Annotated in this window: 17 protein-coding genes and 1 pseudogene; 5 read left to right on the forward strand and 13 right to left on the reverse strand. The window is 62.4% G+C overall.

Translation table 11 applies throughout. The annotated features are described in order from the left end of the window. Positions 1 to 412: 412 nt before the first annotated feature. From ggt to P9250_RS20870, 3 genes are all read left to right on the forward strand, one after another. Positions 413 to 2,050: a gamma-glutamyltransferase gene (gene ggt / locus P9250_RS20860; RefSeq protein ID WP_310394944.1), complete on the forward strand. Its 1,638-nt coding sequence runs from the start codon at positions 413 to 415 to the stop codon at positions 2,048 to 2,050. Between the two features lie 331 nt (positions 2,051 to 2,381). Further along, complete coding sequence (locus P9250_RS20865; RefSeq protein ID WP_309841443.1) at positions 2,382 to 3,206, forward strand: ferritin-like domain-containing protein; 825 nt, start codon at positions 2,382 to 2,384, stop codon at positions 3,204 to 3,206. Positions 3,207 to 3,271: 65 nt separating this feature from the next. Next, positions 3,272 to 3,784 (forward strand): hypothetical protein, encoded by a 513-nt coding sequence (locus P9250_RS20870; RefSeq protein WP_310394946.1) that lies wholly within the window; start codon positions 3,272 to 3,274, stop codon positions 3,782 to 3,784. 17 nt (positions 3,785 to 3,801) lie between these two features. On the opposite strand, the gene P9250_RS20875 is transcribed toward P9250_RS20870, so the two are convergent. From P9250_RS20875 to P9250_RS20890, 4 genes are all read right to left on the reverse strand, one after another. Continuing rightward, entirely contained in the window at positions 3,802 to 5,394 is a 1,593-nt protein-coding gene (locus P9250_RS20875) for a DEAD/DEAH box helicase (protein ID WP_310394948.1), read from the reverse strand. 251 nt (positions 5,395 to 5,645) lie between these two features. Next, positions 5,646 to 6,266: a PAQR family membrane homeostasis protein TrhA gene (trhA, locus tag P9250_RS20880; protein ID WP_250463154.1), complete on the reverse strand. Its 621-nt coding sequence runs from the start codon at positions 6,264 to 6,266 to the stop codon at positions 5,646 to 5,648. Positions 6,267 to 6,376: 110 nt separating this feature from the next. After that, positions 6,377 to 7,675, reverse strand: coding sequence for a cytochrome c (locus P9250_RS20885; protein WP_250463157.1), 1,299 nt, complete (start codon positions 7,673 to 7,675; stop codon positions 6,377 to 6,379). Positions 7,676 to 7,696: 21 nt separating this feature from the next. Continuing rightward, positions 7,697 to 8,440, reverse strand: a complete 744-nt coding sequence (locus P9250_RS20890) for a cytochrome c (RefSeq protein WP_244827960.1) — start codon at positions 8,438 to 8,440, stop codon at positions 7,697 to 7,699. 469 nt (positions 8,441 to 8,909) lie between these two features. Between P9250_RS20890 and P9250_RS20895 the strand changes: the two genes are divergently transcribed. Continuing rightward, positions 8,910 to 9,851 (forward strand): CopD family protein, encoded by a 942-nt coding sequence (locus tag P9250_RS20895; RefSeq protein ID WP_310394949.1) that lies wholly within the window; start codon positions 8,910 to 8,912, stop codon positions 9,849 to 9,851. A gap of 15 nt (positions 9,852 to 9,866) precedes the next feature. Here the strand turns inward: P9250_RS20895 and P9250_RS20900 are convergent, their stop codons facing one another. From P9250_RS20900 to hda, 7 genes are all read right to left on the reverse strand, one after another. Further along, positions 9,867 to 10,166, reverse strand: a complete 300-nt coding sequence (locus P9250_RS20900) for a hypothetical protein (RefSeq protein ID WP_244827077.1) — start codon at positions 10,164 to 10,166, stop codon at positions 9,867 to 9,869. 88 nt (positions 10,167 to 10,254) lie between these two features. Beyond that, on the reverse strand, positions 10,255 to 11,070 hold the full coding sequence (gene panB, locus P9250_RS20905) for a 3-methyl-2-oxobutanoate hydroxymethyltransferase (RefSeq protein WP_244827078.1): 816 nt from the start codon (positions 11,068 to 11,070) through the stop codon (positions 10,255 to 10,257). Positions 11,071 to 11,117: 47 nt separating this feature from the next. Then, on the reverse strand, positions 11,118 to 11,798 hold the full coding sequence (locus tag P9250_RS20910; RefSeq protein WP_244827079.1) for a deoxynucleoside kinase: 681 nt from the start codon (positions 11,796 to 11,798) through the stop codon (positions 11,118 to 11,120). Beyond that, on the reverse strand, positions 11,795 to 12,355 hold the full coding sequence (gene folK / locus P9250_RS20915; RefSeq protein ID WP_250463170.1) for a 2-amino-4-hydroxy-6-hydroxymethyldihydropteridine diphosphokinase: 561 nt from the start codon (positions 12,353 to 12,355) through the stop codon (positions 11,795 to 11,797). Before folK ends, P9250_RS20910 begins: the two co-directional genes overlap by 4 nt. A gap of 98 nt (positions 12,356 to 12,453) precedes the next feature. Next, positions 12,454 to 14,016, reverse strand: coding sequence for a polynucleotide adenylyltransferase PcnB (gene pcnB / locus P9250_RS20920; RefSeq protein WP_310394952.1), 1,563 nt, complete (start codon positions 14,014 to 14,016; stop codon positions 12,454 to 12,456). Continuing rightward, complete coding sequence (locus P9250_RS20925) at positions 14,009 to 14,695, reverse strand: HAD family phosphatase (RefSeq protein ID WP_244827082.1); 687 nt, start codon at positions 14,693 to 14,695, stop codon at positions 14,009 to 14,011. The genes pcnB and P9250_RS20925 overlap by 8 nt, the downstream gene beginning before the upstream one ends. Before the next feature lie 11 nt (positions 14,696 to 14,706). After that, a complete protein-coding gene (hda, locus tag P9250_RS20930; RefSeq protein WP_244827083.1) occupies positions 14,707 to 15,510 on the reverse strand; it encodes a DnaA regulatory inactivator Hda in 804 nt (267 codons plus the stop codon). Positions 15,511 to 15,777: 267 nt separating this feature from the next. On the opposite strand from hda, the gene purM reads away from it, so the two are divergent. After that, entirely contained in the window at positions 15,778 to 16,833 is a 1,056-nt protein-coding gene (purM, locus tag P9250_RS20935; protein ID WP_310394954.1) for a phosphoribosylformylglycinamidine cyclo-ligase, read from the forward strand. Positions 16,834 to 16,913: 80 nt separating this feature from the next. On the opposite strand, the pseudogene P9250_RS20940 reads toward purM, so the two are convergent. Continuing rightward, a pseudogene (locus P9250_RS20940) lies at positions 16,914 to 17,269 on the reverse strand (DUF86 domain-containing protein). Beyond that, entirely contained in the window at positions 17,266 to 17,559 is a 294-nt protein-coding gene (locus tag P9250_RS20945) for a nucleotidyltransferase family protein (protein ID WP_250463250.1), read from the reverse strand. Before P9250_RS20945 ends, P9250_RS20940 begins: the two are co-directional and overlap by 4 nt. Between the last annotated feature and the right edge of the window lie 64 nt (positions 17,560 to 17,623).

Here is a 17,623-nt window from a genome sequence, read left to right on the forward strand (position 1 = left end):
GACCGGCTTTGTGAGCCGGGTCTCTTTGCTTCTAAGCGTTTCTTTGGAAGACTTCAATCTGCCGGGCAGTCGCGTTGTCGTGTGCTGCGTTTGCCGGGAATTCGGATTGTAGGCAAGCGTCTGAAGAGTGCCAAACTCCCGGTGAAAATTTTGGCTTTGACATTTCCTCGTCGCGCAAGCGGGTCCCAAGTCAGCCGAACTTGAAGAAATTACTTGAAGGTTTTGCCGCACTGCAAACACCTCAAACTAGGTCTTTTTCAGCGCCATGCCATTGACTCATCAATTGCGGCGGCAAATGAATTTGCTTTGAATTAAGCAGACAATGCACCATTCGTTCTTTTGAACTGTCGGCTGATCGACGCGGCAAGCCGTCAGACCAGATCGGCTCGCTGTTAATCCGGACATCAATCACATGACTCGTTTCAACTGGCAGAACCCTTATCCGACTCCGCGCTTGCCGGTTTTTGCGCGCAATATCGTTTCGACGTCGCATCCGCTGGCCGCTCAAGCTGGCTTGCGCATGCTCTGGAAGGGCGGTAACGCCGTGGATGCGGCCATCGCCGCAGCGGCCGCCATCACGGTCGTCGAGCCGGTTTCATGCGGGCTCGGCGGCGACGCGTTCGCGCTGGTCTGGGATGGCAACAAATTGCATGGACTGAATGCTTCGGGCGTGGCGCCAGCGGCCTGGAACGTGGACTACTTCCGCAACAAATACGGCGAAGAGAACGGTCTTGCCCGTCAGCCCAAACGCGGCTGGGACGCGGTGACGGTGCCCGGCGTCATCGCCGGATGGGAAGCGCTTCACGCGAAGTTCGGTTCGCTGCCATTCGCCGATTTGATGGAACCGGCCATCGAAATCGCGGAGCGCGGACACGCGGTGGCCAGCATCGTCGCCTATAAATGGGCGGCCGCCGTGCCTGAACTGAAAGACCAGCCAGGTTTCGCGGATGTCTTCATGCCGCGTGGACGCGCGCCCGAAGTCAGCGAACTCGTGCGTTTTCCCGGCCATGCGAACACGTTGCGACGGCTCGCGGAGCACGGCCCGCGCGCGTTTTACGAAGGCGAAAGCGCCGAGCGCATCGCTGCGTTCTCGCGGCAGGGCGGCGGCGCCATGACCATGGACGATCTCCGAAACTACCGCGCCGAGTGGGTCGAGCCGATTCAGAAGGATTATCGCGGCTACACCGTGCACGAGATTCCGCCGAACGGACAGGGAATCGCGGCGCTCATCGCGCTTGGCATCCTCGACAAGTTCGATGTCCGCGCGCTGACCGTCGACCGCATCGAGTCGCAGCATCTGCAGATCGAGGCGATGAAACTCGCGTTCGCGGATGTATATCGCTATGTCGCCGATCCGCGCTCGATGGAAGTCACGCCCGAGCAAATGCTCGACGACGCCTACCTCACGGAACGCGCCAAGCTGATCGATCCGAACAAGGCAAGGCATTTCGACTTCGGCATGCCGAAAGCGGGCGGCACCATCTACATGTCGGTCGCCGACGAGCGCGGCATGATGGTGAGCTTCATTCAATCGAACTACATGGGTTTTGGCTCGGGCGTGGTCGTGCCGGATACGGGCATCTCGCTGCAAAACCGCGGTTGCGGGTTCTCGATGGACCCGAAGTCAGCGAACGTGGTCGAGGGCGGCAAGCGGCCGTTCCACACGATCATTCCTGCGTTCCTCACGCAAGAAGTGGATGGCCAGCGCGAGGCCGTCATGAGCTTCGGTGTGATGGGCGGCGACATGCAGCCGCAAGGACATCTGCAGTCGATCGTGCGCATGCTCGACTACGGGCAACAGCCTCAGGCCGCCTGTGACGCGCCGCGCTGGAAGGTGAATCACGATTTCACGATCGATATCGAAGCGACACTCGACCTCGAAACGGCCCGCGCGCTCGAAGGGCTCGGCCACACCATCAAGTCGGTCGACGATCCATACATGGATTTCGGCTCGGGACAATACATCTGGAAGCTGGATCGCCACGATCCAGAGCGTGGTTACGTTGCCGCAAGCGACAGTCGACGCGACGGGCTCGCGGCCGGCTTCTGAGCATGCACGCGCCGGCAGCTAATCACGGCGGCAGGCGCGTCGTCGACGCCAAATCGCGCAACCTCCCTTGGCGGCACATTTCGTGCTCCTTCGTGCGCCAGCCGTTCTTGCGCATCGACTCGTGAGAATTTGACATAGACGGAACTGCGCTGATGCGGCGCAAGTCTGTCCCCATGTCTGCAAATTCATTGCAGGACGGCTAAGATGGAAAAACAAGCCGTTAAGACGCGAAGTTGAAGTCGCCCGAGCCGAATGGTTCGCGGCGTCGCCTGAACCTCGGCCCGCTCTTGTTGGCCGATGGCGCGTTCAGTCCATCCAGGGAGCGCGATACATGCACACCGATAGTACCCATGTGATGCCGTGGCGCATCGAAGACATCGATCTCAACCGGATCGATCGTCAGAAGGCGGCATCCAACGAACATCTTCTTTTGCTGTTGTGCGCATGCTCATTCATCGAGAGCGGCACGGATCTCTACACGAGCAATCTCAGCAAGTATTTTCACGATGACCCCGAGATTTCGGCGTGGCTGAACGACGAATGGGAGCCCGAAGAAATGCAGCACGGCCGGGCGCTCAAGATTTACATCAACCACATCTGGCCGGAATTCGACTGGGACCGGGCTTTCAAGAGCTTCTTCGACGAGTACTCGCTAACGTGTTCCTACGAAGCGTTTGAGAAAAAGCGTGCGCTCGAAATGGTGGCACGGTGTGTTGTCGAAACGGGCACGGCCACGCTGTATCGCGCGATCAACGACTGCTCGGACGAGCCGGTGTTGAAGGAGATTACCGACAACATCCGCACAGACGAAGTGCGCCACTACAAGCACTTTTTCCGCTTCTTCAAGAAGTGGAACAAGATCGAAGGCAACGGGCGTCTCGCCGTGCTTGGCGCGTTGATCCGTCGCGTGATGGAACTGAAGAGCGAAGACTCGGAGATCGCGCTACGGCACGTGTTTGCGGTGCGTTATCCCGAGCGCGTCAAGGACTCGAGCTATAACCGCGAACTGTTCGCGCAGGTGAACGCGCTCGTGCGGCGCAATCTTTCGGCGGATCAGTGCATCAAGATGCTACTGAAGCCGCTCGATCTGCCCGCGCGTATTCAGCCGGGCGTTCACTATCCGCTTGCCAAGATCACGCAGTTGTTTTTCCGCTAATCAGGACGATGCCCGCTCAGGTTCATGCGGGCATTCGGTGGATCTGCCTTTCAAGTCATTTCCCCATGACCGATGCCACGCCGCGTCAGGCCGAACTCTCGTCGCAAACGCCTTTCGATGAATGGCCGCCTGAACTCAGGACGCTCTTCGATGGCACGCTGACCGGCGCGCCCGTCGGCTTCACGGCGTCGCTATGTGCCGTCGACAGCGGCGGGCGCGTCCGCACCGCGCTCCTAAGTGCGGGCGAGCTGCTCGCGCCCGACGCGCGCACGCTCGTGTTCGCGTTGTGGCCCGGCTCGCGTACCGCGCAGGCGATCGCCGCGAGCGGGCGCGCGACCATCGCCTTCGTATTCGACGAAGCGTTCTTTCAGGTTCAACTGGATACGCGCCGCGTGGCGCTCGACGATGTCCCGCTCGCATGCTTTGTCGCCACGATCGAAAGCGGCGAAGCGCAACGTGTCGCCTATGCGCGTTTGAAGAGCGGGATTACGTTCGAACTGACGGAGACCGAGAGCGTGCCCACGCGCTGGCGTGAGCAGCTTGACTGGCTGAAGCGGGCAGCGAGCGCTGCCGCCTGAAACACACCTACGAATACTTAACGTCCGCGGCCGCCCGAGCGCATGCCGTCGCGCCGCGCGCCGCCGCTGTCGCTGCGCGCCTTGCCGCCGAGCAGCGCGCCGGGATTACCGGCCTTTGCGTTCGGATTCGCCGCGCGTGCCGCATCCGGACGGCGCGTTGCCGCGCCTGCATTGGCGTTGGGAGCGGCGGGCTTCGCGCCGGCAGGCTTGGGACCGCGTGCATCGCGGCCATCGCGTGAATTCGCTGCTTGCGATCCGCCGTTGCGATTACCGTTCGCCGGCTTGCCACTGCCGCGCGCTTCGCCAGATGCCGCGCCGCTTGCACGGCTGCCATCGCGTCGTGCTTCGCCGCCACCGCGCTTCGCTTCGCCTTCGCGTCGCGGGGCGCTGCTGCGCTTCGCTTCGCCGCCTTCACGCGGACCGCCGCGCCCTTGGCTGCGGCGCTGAATCGGTTCGGGACGCGCATCCGGGTCCGGCTCGAAGCCGGGAATCACTTCCTGCGGAATCGGGCGCTTGATCAGACGCTCGATGTCCTTAAGCAACTGAAGCTCGTCCACACAGACGAGCGATACCGCTTCGCCATCCGCGCCCGCGCGACCCGTGCGGCCGATACGGTGCACGTAATCTTCCGGCACGTTCGGCAGATCGAAGTTGACCACGTGCGGCAACTGATCGATATCGATACCGCGCGCCGCGATGTCGGTGGCGACGAGCACCTGCAAGGTCTGATCCTTGAACTCGGCCAGCGCACGCGTACGCGCCGACTGACTCTTGTTGCCGTGAATCGCAAGCGCGCTGATGCCGTCCTTGCCCAATTGCTCGGCAAGCCGGTTCGCGCCGTGCTTCGTGCGCGTGAACACGAGCACCTGGAACCAGTTGTTCGTGCGGATCAGATGCGTGAGCATCTCGCGCTTTCGGTCGCGATCCACCGGATAAATCTTTTGTTCGATACGCTCGGCCGTCGTATTGCGGCGCGCGACTTCGATCAGCGCGGGCGAATCGAGCAGGCTGTCGGCCAGCGCCTTGATTTCATCCGAGAAAGTAGCCGAGAACAGCAGGTTCTGACGCTTCGCGGGCAGGCGCGCGAGCACGCGCTTGATGTCGTGAATGAAGCCCATGTCGAGCATGCGATCGGCTTCGTCGAGCACGAGAATCTCGAGCTGCGACACGTCGATGGTCTTCTGCTGCATGTGATCGAGCAAACGTCCCGGCGTTGCCACGACGATATCGACGCCGCGCTTCAACGCGTCGATCTGCGGGTTGATGCCCACGCCGCCGAACATCACGGTCGACTTGAGCTTCAGATATTTGCCGTAGGCGCGCACGCTTTCCTCGACCTGCGCGGCGAGTTCGCGCGTCGGCGTGAGGATGAGCGCGCGGATCGGACGCTTCGTTCCGGCGGCAGCGGGCGCCAGTTGCGAAAGACGTTGCAGGATGGGCAGCGTGAAGCCGGCGGTCTTGCCCGTGCCGGTCTGCGCGCCCGCCAGGAGATCGCCGCCCTTCAGAACGGCGGGGATGGCCTGGAGCTGGATCGGGGTCGGAACGGTGTAGCCCAGTTCGTTGACAGCGCGTAGCAGAGGTTCGGACAGGCCGAGTGAATCAAAGGACATAAGGGATTTTCGAATTCGTTGTGTCGAACGGCGTGCATGCGAATGACGTTGCGGCGAACCGTGGTTCTGCCGGTTGCGCGCATGTGCGACGCTCGGAAAAAAATCGGGCGGCTTGCCATCGAGCGTTCATCGATTCATCGACGAGCGCGAAGCGTTGCCGCGGGGATTCGACGCGTTATCAAGACACGCCGGCTGGCCGTAAGTTGCATCGATGAAGCCGCGATGCCCGGGCTCACTCGCTGTTCGCCGTTTCACGCGACATAGCGCGCGACGCTCACGAACTGACAGAGACTGCCCGCCAGCACGAACAGATGCCAGATACCGTGGCCGTGCCGGATACGCTCGTCGTTGATAAAAAAGTAGATACCGGCGCTATAGATCACGCCGCCCGCCACCAGCCACGCGGTGCCCGCGGGCGGCAGCGCCGTCACGAGCGGACGGACGGCTACGAGCGCGAGCCAGCCCATCAACACGTACAGCACCATCGAAACGCTGCGGGTTCGGCGCCCGAGCGTGAGTTCCTGCGTAATGCCGAGAACCGCGAGGCCCCAGCTTACGCCGAATAGCGACCAGCCCCAGGGACCGCGCAATGTCACTAGTGTAAACGGTGTGTAGCTGCCTGCTATCAGCAAATAAATTGCCGAATGGTCGCACTTTTGCAGAATCGACTTTAGGCGAGGCGAGCGCACGCAGTGGTACAGCGTCGAAATCAGGTAGAGCGCGCAGAGCATGGCGCCATAGATGGCGAAGCTCACGACCTTATAGGCATCGCCGTCCAACGCACCCATGACGACGAGCGCCACCAGACCGGCGATCGACAAGACCGTGCCGATCAAATGGCTGATGCTGTTGAACCGCTCGCCTACGTACATGCCCGATCCATACCGAAAGACGCGCCGGTGACGCGCCACAAAAGACAAGGGGCGCGGCCTAAGTTGAAGGCTGCGCCCCAATGCGTATTGTACGCTGTCTTTCCCGAATGTCAGTCGAGCGGCGCCGAACGCAGATTACTCACCTGCTGCGGCGACACCGGCGTGCCGTGATTGCCCCACGACATACGGATGTACGTCACGACCGCGGCCACTTCCGTATCCGACAACGACTGCGCGAACGGCGGCATGCCGTGCGGCATCGGGTTGCCACCCGTGCTCGGCGGATAACCACCGTTGAGCGTCATGCGAATCGGGTTGACGGCCGACGGCATCTGGATGGACTGGTTATTCGCGAGCGGCGGATATGCCGGCGGCTTGCCAAGACCATTCTCCTGGTGACACTTCGCGCAGTTCTCGGTGTAGACCTTCTTGCCCATGGTCAGCAATTCGCCGCCGAACTTCTCGGAGGTTTCGAGCTGCAACGACTCCGGCGCTTCCTTCTTTTGCGGAATCGACTTGAGATACGTCGAGATCGCGTTGATGTCGCCGTCGGTCATGTACTGCAAGCTGTTGTGGACGACTTCAGCCATCGGGCCGAATACCGCGCCACGCTGCGACACGCCGGACTTCAGCAAGTCGTTGATGTCCTTGATGTCCCAGTCGCCGAGACCGGCTTCCTTGTTCGACGTCAACGACGGCGCATACCAGTTTTGCAGCGGAATCAGACCGCCGGCAAATGCCGCCGAGCTGACCGGACCGCCCATGGCGTTGATCGACGTATGGCACATGGCGCAATGGCCGAGGCCTTCGACCAGATACGCGCCGCGGTTCCATTCGACCGATTTGGTCGGGTCCGGCTTGTACTCGCCTTCGCTGAAGAACAGGGTGCGCCAGCCGATCAGCAGATTGCGGTTGTTGAACGGGAAGCGCAGTTCATGCGGACGGCTCGCTTCGTTGACCGGCGGGACGGAGCGCAGATACGCGTAGATTGCGTCCGAATCGGCGCGCGTGACCTTCGTGTAGCTCGTGAACGGGAAGCCTGGATAGAGCAGACTGCCGTCCTTCGAGCGGCCGGTGTGCATCGCGCGATAAAAGTCGTCCGACGTCCATTTGCCGATGCCGAATTGATCGTCCGGCGTGATGTTCGGCGTGAACATGGTGCCGAACGGCGTCGCCATGGGCAGGCCGCCCGCGAATTCCTTGCCGCCGCGCACCGTGTGGCACGCGATACAGTCGCCGGCGCGCGCGAGGTATTCGCCTTGTTTGATCAGCGCGGCTTTGTCGGTAGGCGTCGCCGCGACGGCGCCGCCCGAATGCAGGTTGTCGCCGCCCGACCAGAGGACGGCGGCGGCTGCGACGGCTGCCACCACGACAGCCGAGGAGAGTGCGAACAGAGACTTGCGTTTCATTATGTTGTCGCTCCAGACGCCTTATTGCGGTTCGCTGCCGCAGGTCAGCGGCATCTTCAACGAGCCAGCGGGCGCGGGCACCGGGTTGGCGGGTGCGGTTTGCGTAGAGAGCCAGGCAGCGACGGCGGTCACGTCGTCGTCGGTCAGGCGCGAGGCGATTTGCTGCATGCAGTCAGGCGCTTTCGCGTGGCGCGTGCCCGATTTCCATGCGCCGACTTGCGCGCTGATGTAATCCGAGTGCAACCCGACGAGGCCCGGAATGGCCGGCTGCATGCCGGTCAGACCCTTGCCGTGACAGGCCGCGCAGGCGGGAATGTTCTTCGATGCATCGCCGTTCAGCACGATTTGCTGGCCGCGCGCAAGCGTGGAAGCCGAAACATTCGTCTTGGCGGGCGGCGGATACGGCGGGCGCTGGCTCGAGAAGTATCCGGCAATCTGATGAAGGTAGTCGTCCGATAGATACGTGACGAGGTAGTTCATAGGCGGATACTTGCGCCGGCCTTCGCGGAAATTCTGGAGCTGGTTGTACAGATAATCGGCAGGCTTGCCGGCAAGACGCGGGAAATAGTCATTGTCCGTGCCTTCGCCATGAACACCGTGACATGCCGTGCAGCCTTGCACGCGCGCTGCCATGGTGTCCGGGGCGATCGGCTGGTTCTGCGCCTGGGCTTGTGCCTGACCCGCGCCGAATACGCCGGCGCTGCTGACGACGGCCAAAGCGAGCAGCGGACGAAAAATGCGTCTTGAAAACACGCGACACTCCATGAAATTCGGGGACCTGCCGAGCTTCGTGCGGCTCGGTGCGAAGGTGGCGAACCACGGCCACGCGTTGGGTGGCGGAGGGTGGCGGGCCACGGCCATAGTGGCTCGACGAGCCTCTGATGCGACGCGGAATTCTATCATCGATGCATGATGATGACTATTTGACACAACTTTCCGCCCTCACTGAGGTGCAATCGCGACAATCTGCCGCGTCGCAACCAAGAACTTTGACATAGCGCAACACAAATGCATGTCGACAAAGCATCGACTTTCTTCGTGCGAAAAACGGGGTCGCTGCACTCCATTCTCACGGCAAGCTTAGGAAGCTCGATGCACAGGTTCAAGACCTTTCAATGGTGCCGCGCAAGGTGCGTTCGTTTAGACTGCGCGGGCCGAGACTCGCAGGTTCTTCCATGATTTCCCCAGCCTCACATCCAACAATTGGCGTTCCCGAAGCGTCCACGGCGGCTCCATGAACGGCGATTTCGACTTTCTCTGGCTCGCGCAGGTCGTATTCGGAGCATTGAGCGATACCGCGTTTGCCTGTGCGCTTGGCGCGGCGCTCCTCGACGCGTGGCTCTGCGGCGAAAGAGCGCACGCGGTCGTTTCGCCTGCGCATCGGGGTTGGCGGCATGCAGCGCGTGCCGGAACCGTGGCCGCAATTACCTTCGTGGCTTGCAACTTCGTGTGCTTGTGGCTTCAGGCCGCGGCGATGAGCGGTTCGCCTGTCAGCGATGCGGGCGCGTCGCTGTGGCTCGTCGCGACTAGCACGCAAGCGGGCATCGGCTGGCTGGTGGCGTTGGCGGGCGGCCTGGTGATCGTGCTGGCCTGCGCGACGGGCAGACCGCAAGGCGCATCGAAGACAGGGTTCGCGATCTTCGGCGCGCTCGTGGCCGCTGCAGGGAAAGCGGCTATCGGCCATGCCGCCGATGCCGGTGCGTTTTCCCTCGCCGAAGCCGTGCAGACGCTGCATCTGCTTGCCACGGGCGTGTGGGGCGGGATCGTCATCGTGGGCGCGCTGGCGATGTTGCCGGCGCTCGGAACATCGGTGGCGCGTGCGTCGTTGATTCGCAACGTCGCGCGCATGTCGCGGGCGGCGACGCTCGCGGTGATCGTCATCATCGCGACGGGCGTGTTCAACGCGTGGCGCGGCACGGACGGATCGGCGGCGGTGCTCCTCGACAGCAACTGGGGGCACGCGCTGATCGTGAAAACGGGACTGGTTCTGGCGGCGCTCGCCTTGGGCGCGCTCAACCGCTGGTCGGTGTTGCCGCGCCTGCAGCGCACGGCATCGACGATGGATGCGCACACGGTCATCAACGTGATGCGCCTTGAAGCGGTGCTGATGCTTTGCGTGTTCGCCACGGCGTCGGTGTTGTCTCACGGCGTGCCGGGCGCGGCACTCGCCGGCTGAACGCGTTTCGAACGCTTACTCGTATCCCAGCCGATGGCTGACGATCGGCGCGCAGAACAGCGCCACCGCGCAGCCGATCACTTTCCCCTGCAATTCGACATAAGCCGTGTGCGAGCTTGCAACGAGCAGCACTTCGAGCATTTGCGGCGCGCAGAAAATGCCCGCCACGCCAATGAACCAGTTAGTAACGACAGGAATGCGCCAGCCACGCTGCGCGCCAATTGCCGCCGCAACGACGCGCGCGACGCCGAAAACGACGAGCGCGCCGACGGCCATCTGCGCGCGGATATATTCATCGGGAAGGACTTGCCACATGGCTGTTCTCGTTCTTGGTGACTGTTCGCAGCTTACTTTGCAAGAATCTCGCCATATGTACGACAAAACGCAATCGGCGTCAAAAAAATTAGAAGGTGTGTTCCGGGCCGGGGAATGTGCCTTCACGCACTGCGCGCACGTACGCGTCGACCGCCGCGAAAATGGTCGGCTGTCCCTGCATGAAATCCTTGACGAAACGCGGACGCTTGCCGTGGAAGATGCCGAGCATGTCGTGCAGCACCAACACCTGTCCCGAGCAGTCGATGCCCGCGCCAATGCCGATTGTCGGAATCGCCAGACTTTCGGTCACTTCGCGCGCGAGCAGCGTCGGCACGGCTTCGATCACGAGTAAGCGGGCGCCCGCCTGCTGGAGCGCCAGCGCGTCGCGGCGCATTTGCTCGGCGGCCGCTTCGGACTTGCCCTGCACCTTGAACCCGCCGAACGCGTGCACCGATTGCGGCGTGAGACCGACGTGTCCGCATACGGGAATCGAACGCTCGACGAGAAAGCGCACCGTGTCCGCAAGCCATTCGCCGCCTTCGAGCTTCACCATCTGCGCGCCGGCGCGCATCAGTTGCACGGCGTTGGCGTAGGTTTCCTCGCGCGATCCGATGGTGCCAAACGGCATATCCGCGACGATCAGCGCGCCCTTGCTGCCGCGCGCCACGCAAGCCGTGTGATACGCGATGTCCGCGAGCGTGACCGGCAGCGTCGTCGCATGGCCCTGAAGCACGTTGCCGAGCGAATCGCCGATCAGCATGACGTCGACGCCCGCGCGATCGAGCAGCGCGGCGAAGCTCGCGTCGTAGCACGTGAGCATCGCGATTTTCTCGCCGGCTTCACGCATGGCCTGGAGTTTCGGGACGGTGATCGCCGAACGGCTCGTTTCCTGCAAGTACGTCATGGTCGTTTCAAAACTCGATTAGGGGAAAACAGCAGCAAGCCTGGCGCTCAGACCGACACGCCTTTCACGAAAGATTCCTTGCGTCCGCGCATGGTCTCGATGCGCTCGACGAGCAACGCGAGATCTTCTTCCGATGTCAGCGGGTTCAGATGCTCCGCGTTCACCGTGAGCAGCGGCGTTGCATCGTAGTGATAGAAGAACTCGTTATACGCATCGCACAGTGCGCGCAGATACGAATCCGAAATCTGCAGTTCCATGGGCAGCGCGCGTTTTTGAATGCGCGAAAACAGCACTTCGGGACTCGCCTGCAGATACACGACGAAATCCGGCGCGGGCCCGGTCGTACCGATGCGTGAGGCCAGGTCCTTGTACAACTGGAACTCGTCGTCGGGCAGCGTGAGGCGTGCGAAAAGCTCGCTCTTCTGCGTGAGAAAGTCCGCGATCAACGGCGTGTGGCCGGTGAGCATTTCCGCGGCTTCACGCGTCTGCGTCACGCGCTGCAACGCGAAACTCAGTTGCGTCGCGAGCGCATGGCGCGTGGTGTCGCGATAAAAGCGTTCGAGAAACGGGTTGTCCTGCGGGCGCTCGAACAGCGTGCGCATGGACCAGCGTTCGGCGAGCAAGGTTGCAAGCGTGGTCTTGCCCACGCCGATAGGACCTTCGATCGCGATATAGCGGTGCGGCGGGCGCAGTTGCGGCGCGGTGACAGTGAGAGGCGGAGCGCTCATCGGCAATTGGGTTTGGTGGCGGCAGCGGGTGCCTCTGCTGCACTGGATGGAGCGGCGCGCGTGAGCACCTGACATTGGCAGGTCGCGACCTGCTCGATACGCTGATCGGCGACGCCCGCGAGAAATGCATTGGCGCGGCCGCGTTGCGGAATGACGAGTTCGGGTTCGAGTTCGAGCAGCGGCACGAGCACGAACGCGCGCTCCGTCATGCGCGGATGCGGCACGATCAGGTCCGCTTCGTCGATGCCCGACTGGCCATACAGCAGGATGTCGAGGTCGAGCGTGCGCGGCGCATTGCGATACGGCCGCTCGCGCCCGAATTGTTCCTCGATGTGGTGACACAAACGCAAAAGCGCGCGCGCCGGCAACGATGTTTCGAGCTTCACGACGCAATTGAAATAGTCGTCGCCCGAAGAGTCGATCGGCGCGGTGCGGTAAAGGCTCGATTTGGCGAGCACGGTGATCGTGTGCTGCTGGGCGAGACACACGACTGCGTCTTTCAGGGTCTGGCGCGCATCGCCGAGATTCGCTCCCAGGCCCAGATAAGCAATCGTCATGGCAGAAGTCCTACGCCGTCGTTCGGCGAAAAGCGGGTAGTTCCCGGCGATACGGCCCGGGGGCAAACCTGTATTCGCTACTGTAACGAAAAGCGGCGTTATTCGTTGTCGGCGCCTTCGACTGGGCCCGAGTCGCTCGCCGCGCCTGCTTCGTGTGCTTCGTGCTCCGCGGTCTCGCTGTTCTTGCGCTTTGCGTTGCTGCGCCGCCGGCGCTTCTTCGGACCGCGATCTTTCGTGCCGCCTTGCGAAAGCAATGCTTCGCGATCGGCGTGATCGGCTTCGATGAAATCGGTCCACCATTGACCGATCTCGGCATCCAGTTCGCCCGACTCGCAACGCAGCAGCAAGAAATCATAACCCGCTCTGAAGCGCGGATGTTCCAGCAGCTTCAAGGCGGTGCGGCCGCGCTTTTCGAGCCGATGCTGAAGCCCCCAGATCTCGCGCATATCCGACGAAAAACGCTTGTGAATGGCGAGCTTTTCGGTCTGCATGTCGAGCACGTCGTCCATTGCGCGATGCAGCGCCGGCACCGGATAGTCGCCGGCTGCGGTGAACTGTTGCCAGCGCGTCTGCACGTCGTGCCAAAGCAGCGTGGCGAATAGAAAGCCCGGCGACACCGGCTTGCCCGCGCGCACGCGTTGGTCGGTGCTCGTCAACGCGAGCGTGACGAACTTCTCGCCATGCGGTTGCTCCAGCACGACGTCGAGCAAAGGCAGGACACCATGATGCAGCCCTTCCTTGCGCAGACGCGTGAGACACGCCAATGCGTGACCGGAAAGCAAGAGCTTAAGCATCTCGTCGAACAGACGCGCGGCGGGCACGTTGTCCATGAGATCGGCGAGTTCTTGAATGGGCGCGCGCGTGGCGTCGTCGATCTCGAAGCCGAGCTTGGCCGCGAAGCGCACGACGCGCAGCATCCGCACCGGGTCTTCACGATAACGCGTGGCCGGGTCGCCGATCATGCGCAACAGGCGCGCGCGGATGTCGGCCATGCCGTCGTGATAATCCAGCACGGTTTGCGTGGCCGGATCGTAGTACATCGCGTTGATGGTGAAGTCGCGGCGCGTGGCGTCTTCGTGCTGCTCGCCCCACACGTTGTCGCGCAAGACGCGGCCGCTCGCGTCGACCGCGTGCGTGCGCGTGTCGAGTTCGCTGCGCTTGTAGCGGCGCGGCGCTTCGGCGGCGGGCGCGGTTTGCGCGGGCGGTGCATCCACGAGCGCGCGGAACGTGGAAGTCTCGATGATCTCCTGCCCGAACTGCACGTGCACGATCTGAAAGCGCCGCCCGATGATGCGCGCGCGCCTGAAAAGCCGTTGCACTTCGTCGGGCGTGGCGTCGGTCGCGACATCGAAGTCTTTCGGCGCGACGCCGAGCAGGAGATCGCGCACCGCGCCGCCGACGATGAATGCGCGATGCCCCGCCTGTTGCAGCCCGTCGGTCACGCGCACCGCGTTCTTCGAGATGAGCGAAGGATCGATGCCATGAACATCCGACGACAGGATGACCGGCACGCTCGGATCGCGCTTGGGCGGCGCGACGGTTTTCTTGCGCGTGCTCTTGCGAGCCGGTTTCGTTTCTGACGAAGCGCTGGCTTGAACGTCGCCATCGGTGGTATCGGCGCTTTCTTGTCCGAACAGCTTGCGGATGAGTTTTTTAATCACGTGTATCGAAGAGGTTCAGAATGCGCCAGCCTTTGGCTTGCGCATGCGCGCGCAGGGTGTCGTCGGGATTGGTTGCGACCGGGTCGGTCACGCGTTCGAGCAACGGGATGTCGTTGTGCGAATCGCTATAAAAATAGCTGTGTTTGAAGTCGGCGAGCGACTTGCCGAGCGTGCCGAGCCATTCCTCGACCCGCACGATCTTGCCTTCGCGATAACTCGGCGTGCCGGTCGGCCGGCCCGTGAGCGCCCCTTGCGGGTCGTTGTCGACGGTTTCGAATTCGCAAGCGATCAGCGTTTCGATGCCGAACGCTTCCGCGATAGGCGCGGTGATGAACGCGTTGGTCGCGGTGACGAGGCAGCAGAGATCGCCATTATCCTGATGCTCGCGCACGAGCGTGACGGCAGCCGGGACGATGCGCGGATTGATCACCTCGCGCATGTACTGCGCGTGCCAGTCGTCTAGTTGCTCGCGCGAATGCTTGGCAAGCGGCCCCAGCATGGCGTGCAAATACGCGTTGATATCGAGCACGCCCGCCTGGTATTGAGCGTAGAAGGCATCGTTTTGCCGCGCGAAGCTGTCTGCATCGACGATACCGAGCTTGACCATGAAGCGGCCCCATTCGTGGTCGCTGTCGGTGGGAATGAGCGTGTGGTCGAGATCAAAGAGGGCTAGGTTCATGGGAGCGCATTTTACTTGAAGCGGGTCGGAGCGTTGTCTGTAGCGGCGTGCGCGTGAGGCTCGCCGAACAGGTCGATGGAATCGGGCGATGCGCTTTCCGTCTCGGACCCGGCCAGGTCCCACGAAGGCTGGCCGAAGCGCGCGAGCACGGTGCGCAAAAGCGGCATGGTCACGGCGCGCTTTTTTTCGAGCGAGAAGCGGTCGAGTTCGTCGAGCAGCGCCATGAGACTCGGCATGTCGCGCCGGAAATGCGTGAGCAGATAAGCGGGCACGCCTTCGGCCAGCACGATGCCGCGCTCGCGCGCCGCGTGCCGCAGCACCGACGCCTTGGCGTCATCCGCGAGCGGCAGCAGATGGAACACGAGGCCCCAGCCGAGCCGCGTGCGCAGGTCCTCGCGCACGGCGAGCTGCATTGGCGCGACGTTGCCGGTCGCGACGAGCGCGCTGGCGGGATAAGCGCGCACTTCGTTGAAGAGATTGAACAGCGCGATTTGCTGCGCGGGCGAGAGGCCGTCGCAATCGTCGACGGCGTAGAGCGTCACGCGCGGATCGAAACCGAACGCGTTCAGCGCGCTTTGCGGGCTCAGAAAGCGCGCGCGGCCGTTCGCCTCGTACACGAGCGCGTGCAGCAGATGGCTGCGGCCGCTGCCGGCTTCGCCCCAGATATAGAACGTGCGATCCGCGACGGGTCCGGCCGCGAGCGCGCCTTCGAGCTCGCGCAGGCGCGTCACCAGTTCGTGGTTGCTCGCGGCGAAGAAGTTGTCGAAGGTGGCGGGCGGTGGTGTGCCCAGGTCGAGCGTCAGTTGGCGTTGCACGTGAGAAAGGAGTCGGTTCGGGCTGTTTGGGCGGATCGGTTGTGTCTTCGTCTTGTCTTCGTCGTGTCTTGAAAACAGGCGGTTCGGGTGCGCCGATGTTCGAAACGCCGCCGCTGGCCGCCTTTCGCGCGCGGCGCCGCTGCTTTCGCCGGACCGTATTCGATCTCGAAAAGAGCGTCGGCAGGCTTCGATGCACGCGCGGGAAAACCAGCCGGACGGCTGTCATCGGGTAAAATCGCATTTTACCGACCTTCTTGCGCTCCCCCCATGAATCAACCGAAATCCGCCCCTGATGCTCCCGGTTTGTCGTATCGCGATGCGGGCGTCGACATCGACGCAGGCGACGCGCTCGTCGACCGGATCAAGCCGTTCGCCAAGAAAACCTTGCGCGAAGGCGTGCTGGGCGGCATCGGCGGATTCGGCGCGCTGTTCGAAGTGCCCAAGAAGTACAAGGAACCGGTGCTCGTGTCGGGCACGGACGGCGTCGGCACCAAGCTGCGTCTCGCGTTCGAACTGAACCGGCACGACACGGTGGGCCAGGATCTCGTCGCCATGAGCGTGAACGACATCCTCGTGCAGGGCGCGGAACCGCTCTTTTTCCTCGATTATTTCGCCTGCGGCAAGCTGGACGTGGATACGGCGTCGGACGTGGTGAAGGGCATCGCGCAGGGTTGCGAATATGCGGGCTGCGCGCTGATCGGCGGCGAGACGGCGGAAATGCCGGGCATGTACCCGGACGGCGAGTACGACCTCGCGGGCTTCGCGGTCGGCGCGGTGGAGAAGAGCAAGATTATCGACGGCAGCACGATCAAGCCGGGCGATGTCGTGCTGGGTCTGGCGTCGAGCGGTATCCATTCGAATGGGTATTCGCTGGTGCGCAAGATCATCGAGCGGGCAAATCCCGACTTGAACGCCGATTTCGACGGCCGTTCGCTCGCCGACGCGCTGATGGCGCCCACGCGCATCTACGTGAAGTCGCTGCTGTCGGCCATGCAGACCGTGACCGTGAAGGGCATGGCGCATATCACGGGCGGCGGTCTCGTCGAAAACATTCCGCGTGTGCTGCGCGAAGGGTTGACGGCTGAGCTGGATCATCGCGCTTGGCCTTTGCCGCCGCTGTTCGCATGGCTGCAGAAGCACGGCGGCGTCGCGGATGCGGAGATGCATCGCGTGTTCAACTGCGGCATCGGCATGGCGGTGATCGTCGCGGCGGAAGACGCGCAGGCAGCCACCGGCTTGCTGTCGGCAGCGGGTGAACAGGTTTGGCAGATTGGTGTGGTGCGGGAAAGCGCGGAAGGGGAGGCGCAGACGGTGGTGGTTTGAATGCTTGCCGCGTTGTGATGTCGGTGTTGAAAACCCTCGCTGGTGGCGGGGGTTTTTGTTTTTCAACTACAGCAACGACATTACTCAGACGGCTGCGCGAGGACGCGTTCGAGTTTGGGCAGCGCGCTTTGCACCGTTTCCCAAACAATGTCCAGATTCGTATCGAAATAGCCGTGTGTCATGCGATTGCGCATGCCGCGTAGCTTTTCCACGGTACGGTAGCGTTGCTTTTCGCGAAGCCGGGAAACTCGGTCTCAATCTGAACCGCGGCTTCCCCTATTACGATGAGGTTCAGAATAACTGCCTGCTGAACCATCCGATTCGCGACGAAGTCTGCCTTGCTCAGCTTCTGAACGTAGCCGCGTGCAGTTCGCGAAGCGTCCAGCAAGTGGTCGATATAGTCGGTCAGGCGCAACTGGCGCTGTTTTGCATTCATACCGCGCGCGCCTCACTCAGAACAACGGATCGAAACTTCATTGGCAAGTCTTGCGGTGTCACGACGTCCACCGGCACGCCGAGCAGTTCTTCCAGTTCGACCTGAATTGCTCCAAGGTCGAAAAGCGTCGCTCCTTGTAGAGCATCAACCAAAATGTCGAGATCGCTGCCGTCGTCGTCTTCGCCGTGAAGAACCGAGCCGAATACCCGCGGATTTGCCGCATGGTTGGCCGCGATGATGCGACGAACGTCGTTGCGATGCACTTCGAGCGCTGATGAAGGTTTGGTCATGGGACGGAACGATAAGAAGCCACGCATGAATGATAACGCGGCTTTGCCTTGAGGCATGAAGCGC

The organism is Caballeronia sp. LP006, from assembly GCF_031450995.1.
Taxonomy (GTDB): domain Bacteria; phylum Pseudomonadota; class Gammaproteobacteria; order Burkholderiales; family Burkholderiaceae; genus Caballeronia.

What these genes read in the sequence shown, in the direction of transcription:
- trhA (WP_250463154.1), bottom strand. Translation starts at nt 6,266, where the DNA reads ATGTACGTAGGCGAGCGGTTCAACAGCATCAGCCATTTGATCGGCACG.
- P9250_RS20910 (WP_244827079.1), bottom strand. Translation starts at nt 11,798, where the DNA reads ATGAGCGCTCCGCCTCTCACTGTCACCGCGCCGCAACTGCGCCCGCCG.
- folK (WP_250463170.1), bottom strand. Translation starts at nt 12,355, where the DNA reads ATGACGATTGCTTATCTGGGCCTGGGAGCGAATCTCGGCGATGCGCGC.
- ggt (WP_310394944.1), top strand. Translation starts at nt 413, where the DNA reads ATGACTCGTTTCAACTGGCAGAACCCTTATCCGACTCCGCGCTTGCCG.
- P9250_RS20895 (WP_310394949.1), top strand. Translation starts at nt 8,910, where the DNA reads ATGAACGGCGATTTCGACTTTCTCTGGCTCGCGCAGGTCGTATTCGGA.
- P9250_RS20890 (WP_244827960.1), bottom strand. Translation starts at nt 8,440, where the DNA reads ATGGAGTGTCGCGTGTTTTCAAGACGCATTTTTCGTCCGCTGCTCGCT.
- P9250_RS20925 (WP_244827082.1), bottom strand. Translation starts at nt 14,695, where the DNA reads ATGAACCTAGCCCTCTTTGATCTCGACCACACGCTCATTCCCACCGAC.
- P9250_RS20885 (WP_250463157.1), bottom strand. Translation starts at nt 7,675, where the DNA reads ATGAAACGCAAGTCTCTGTTCGCACTCTCCTCGGCTGTCGTGGTGGCA.
- P9250_RS20945 (WP_250463250.1), bottom strand. Translation starts at nt 17,559, where the DNA reads ATGACCAAACCTTCATCAGCGCTCGAAGTGCATCGCAACGACGTTCGT.
- panB (WP_244827078.1), bottom strand. Translation starts at nt 11,070, where the DNA reads ATGACGTACTTGCAGGAAACGAGCCGTTCGGCGATCACCGTCCCGAAA.
- purM (WP_310394954.1), top strand. Translation starts at nt 15,778, where the DNA reads ATGAATCAACCGAAATCCGCCCCTGATGCTCCCGGTTTGTCGTATCGC.
- P9250_RS20900 (WP_244827077.1), bottom strand. Translation starts at nt 10,166, where the DNA reads ATGTGGCAAGTCCTTCCCGATGAATATATCCGCGCGCAGATGGCCGTC.
- P9250_RS20865 (WP_309841443.1), top strand. Translation starts at nt 2,382, where the DNA reads ATGCACACCGATAGTACCCATGTGATGCCGTGGCGCATCGAAGACATC.
- P9250_RS20875 (WP_310394948.1), bottom strand. Translation starts at nt 5,394, where the DNA reads ATGTCCTTTGATTCACTCGGCCTGTCCGAACCTCTGCTACGCGCTGTC.
- P9250_RS20870 (WP_310394946.1), top strand. Translation starts at nt 3,272, where the DNA reads ATGACCGATGCCACGCCGCGTCAGGCCGAACTCTCGTCGCAAACGCCT.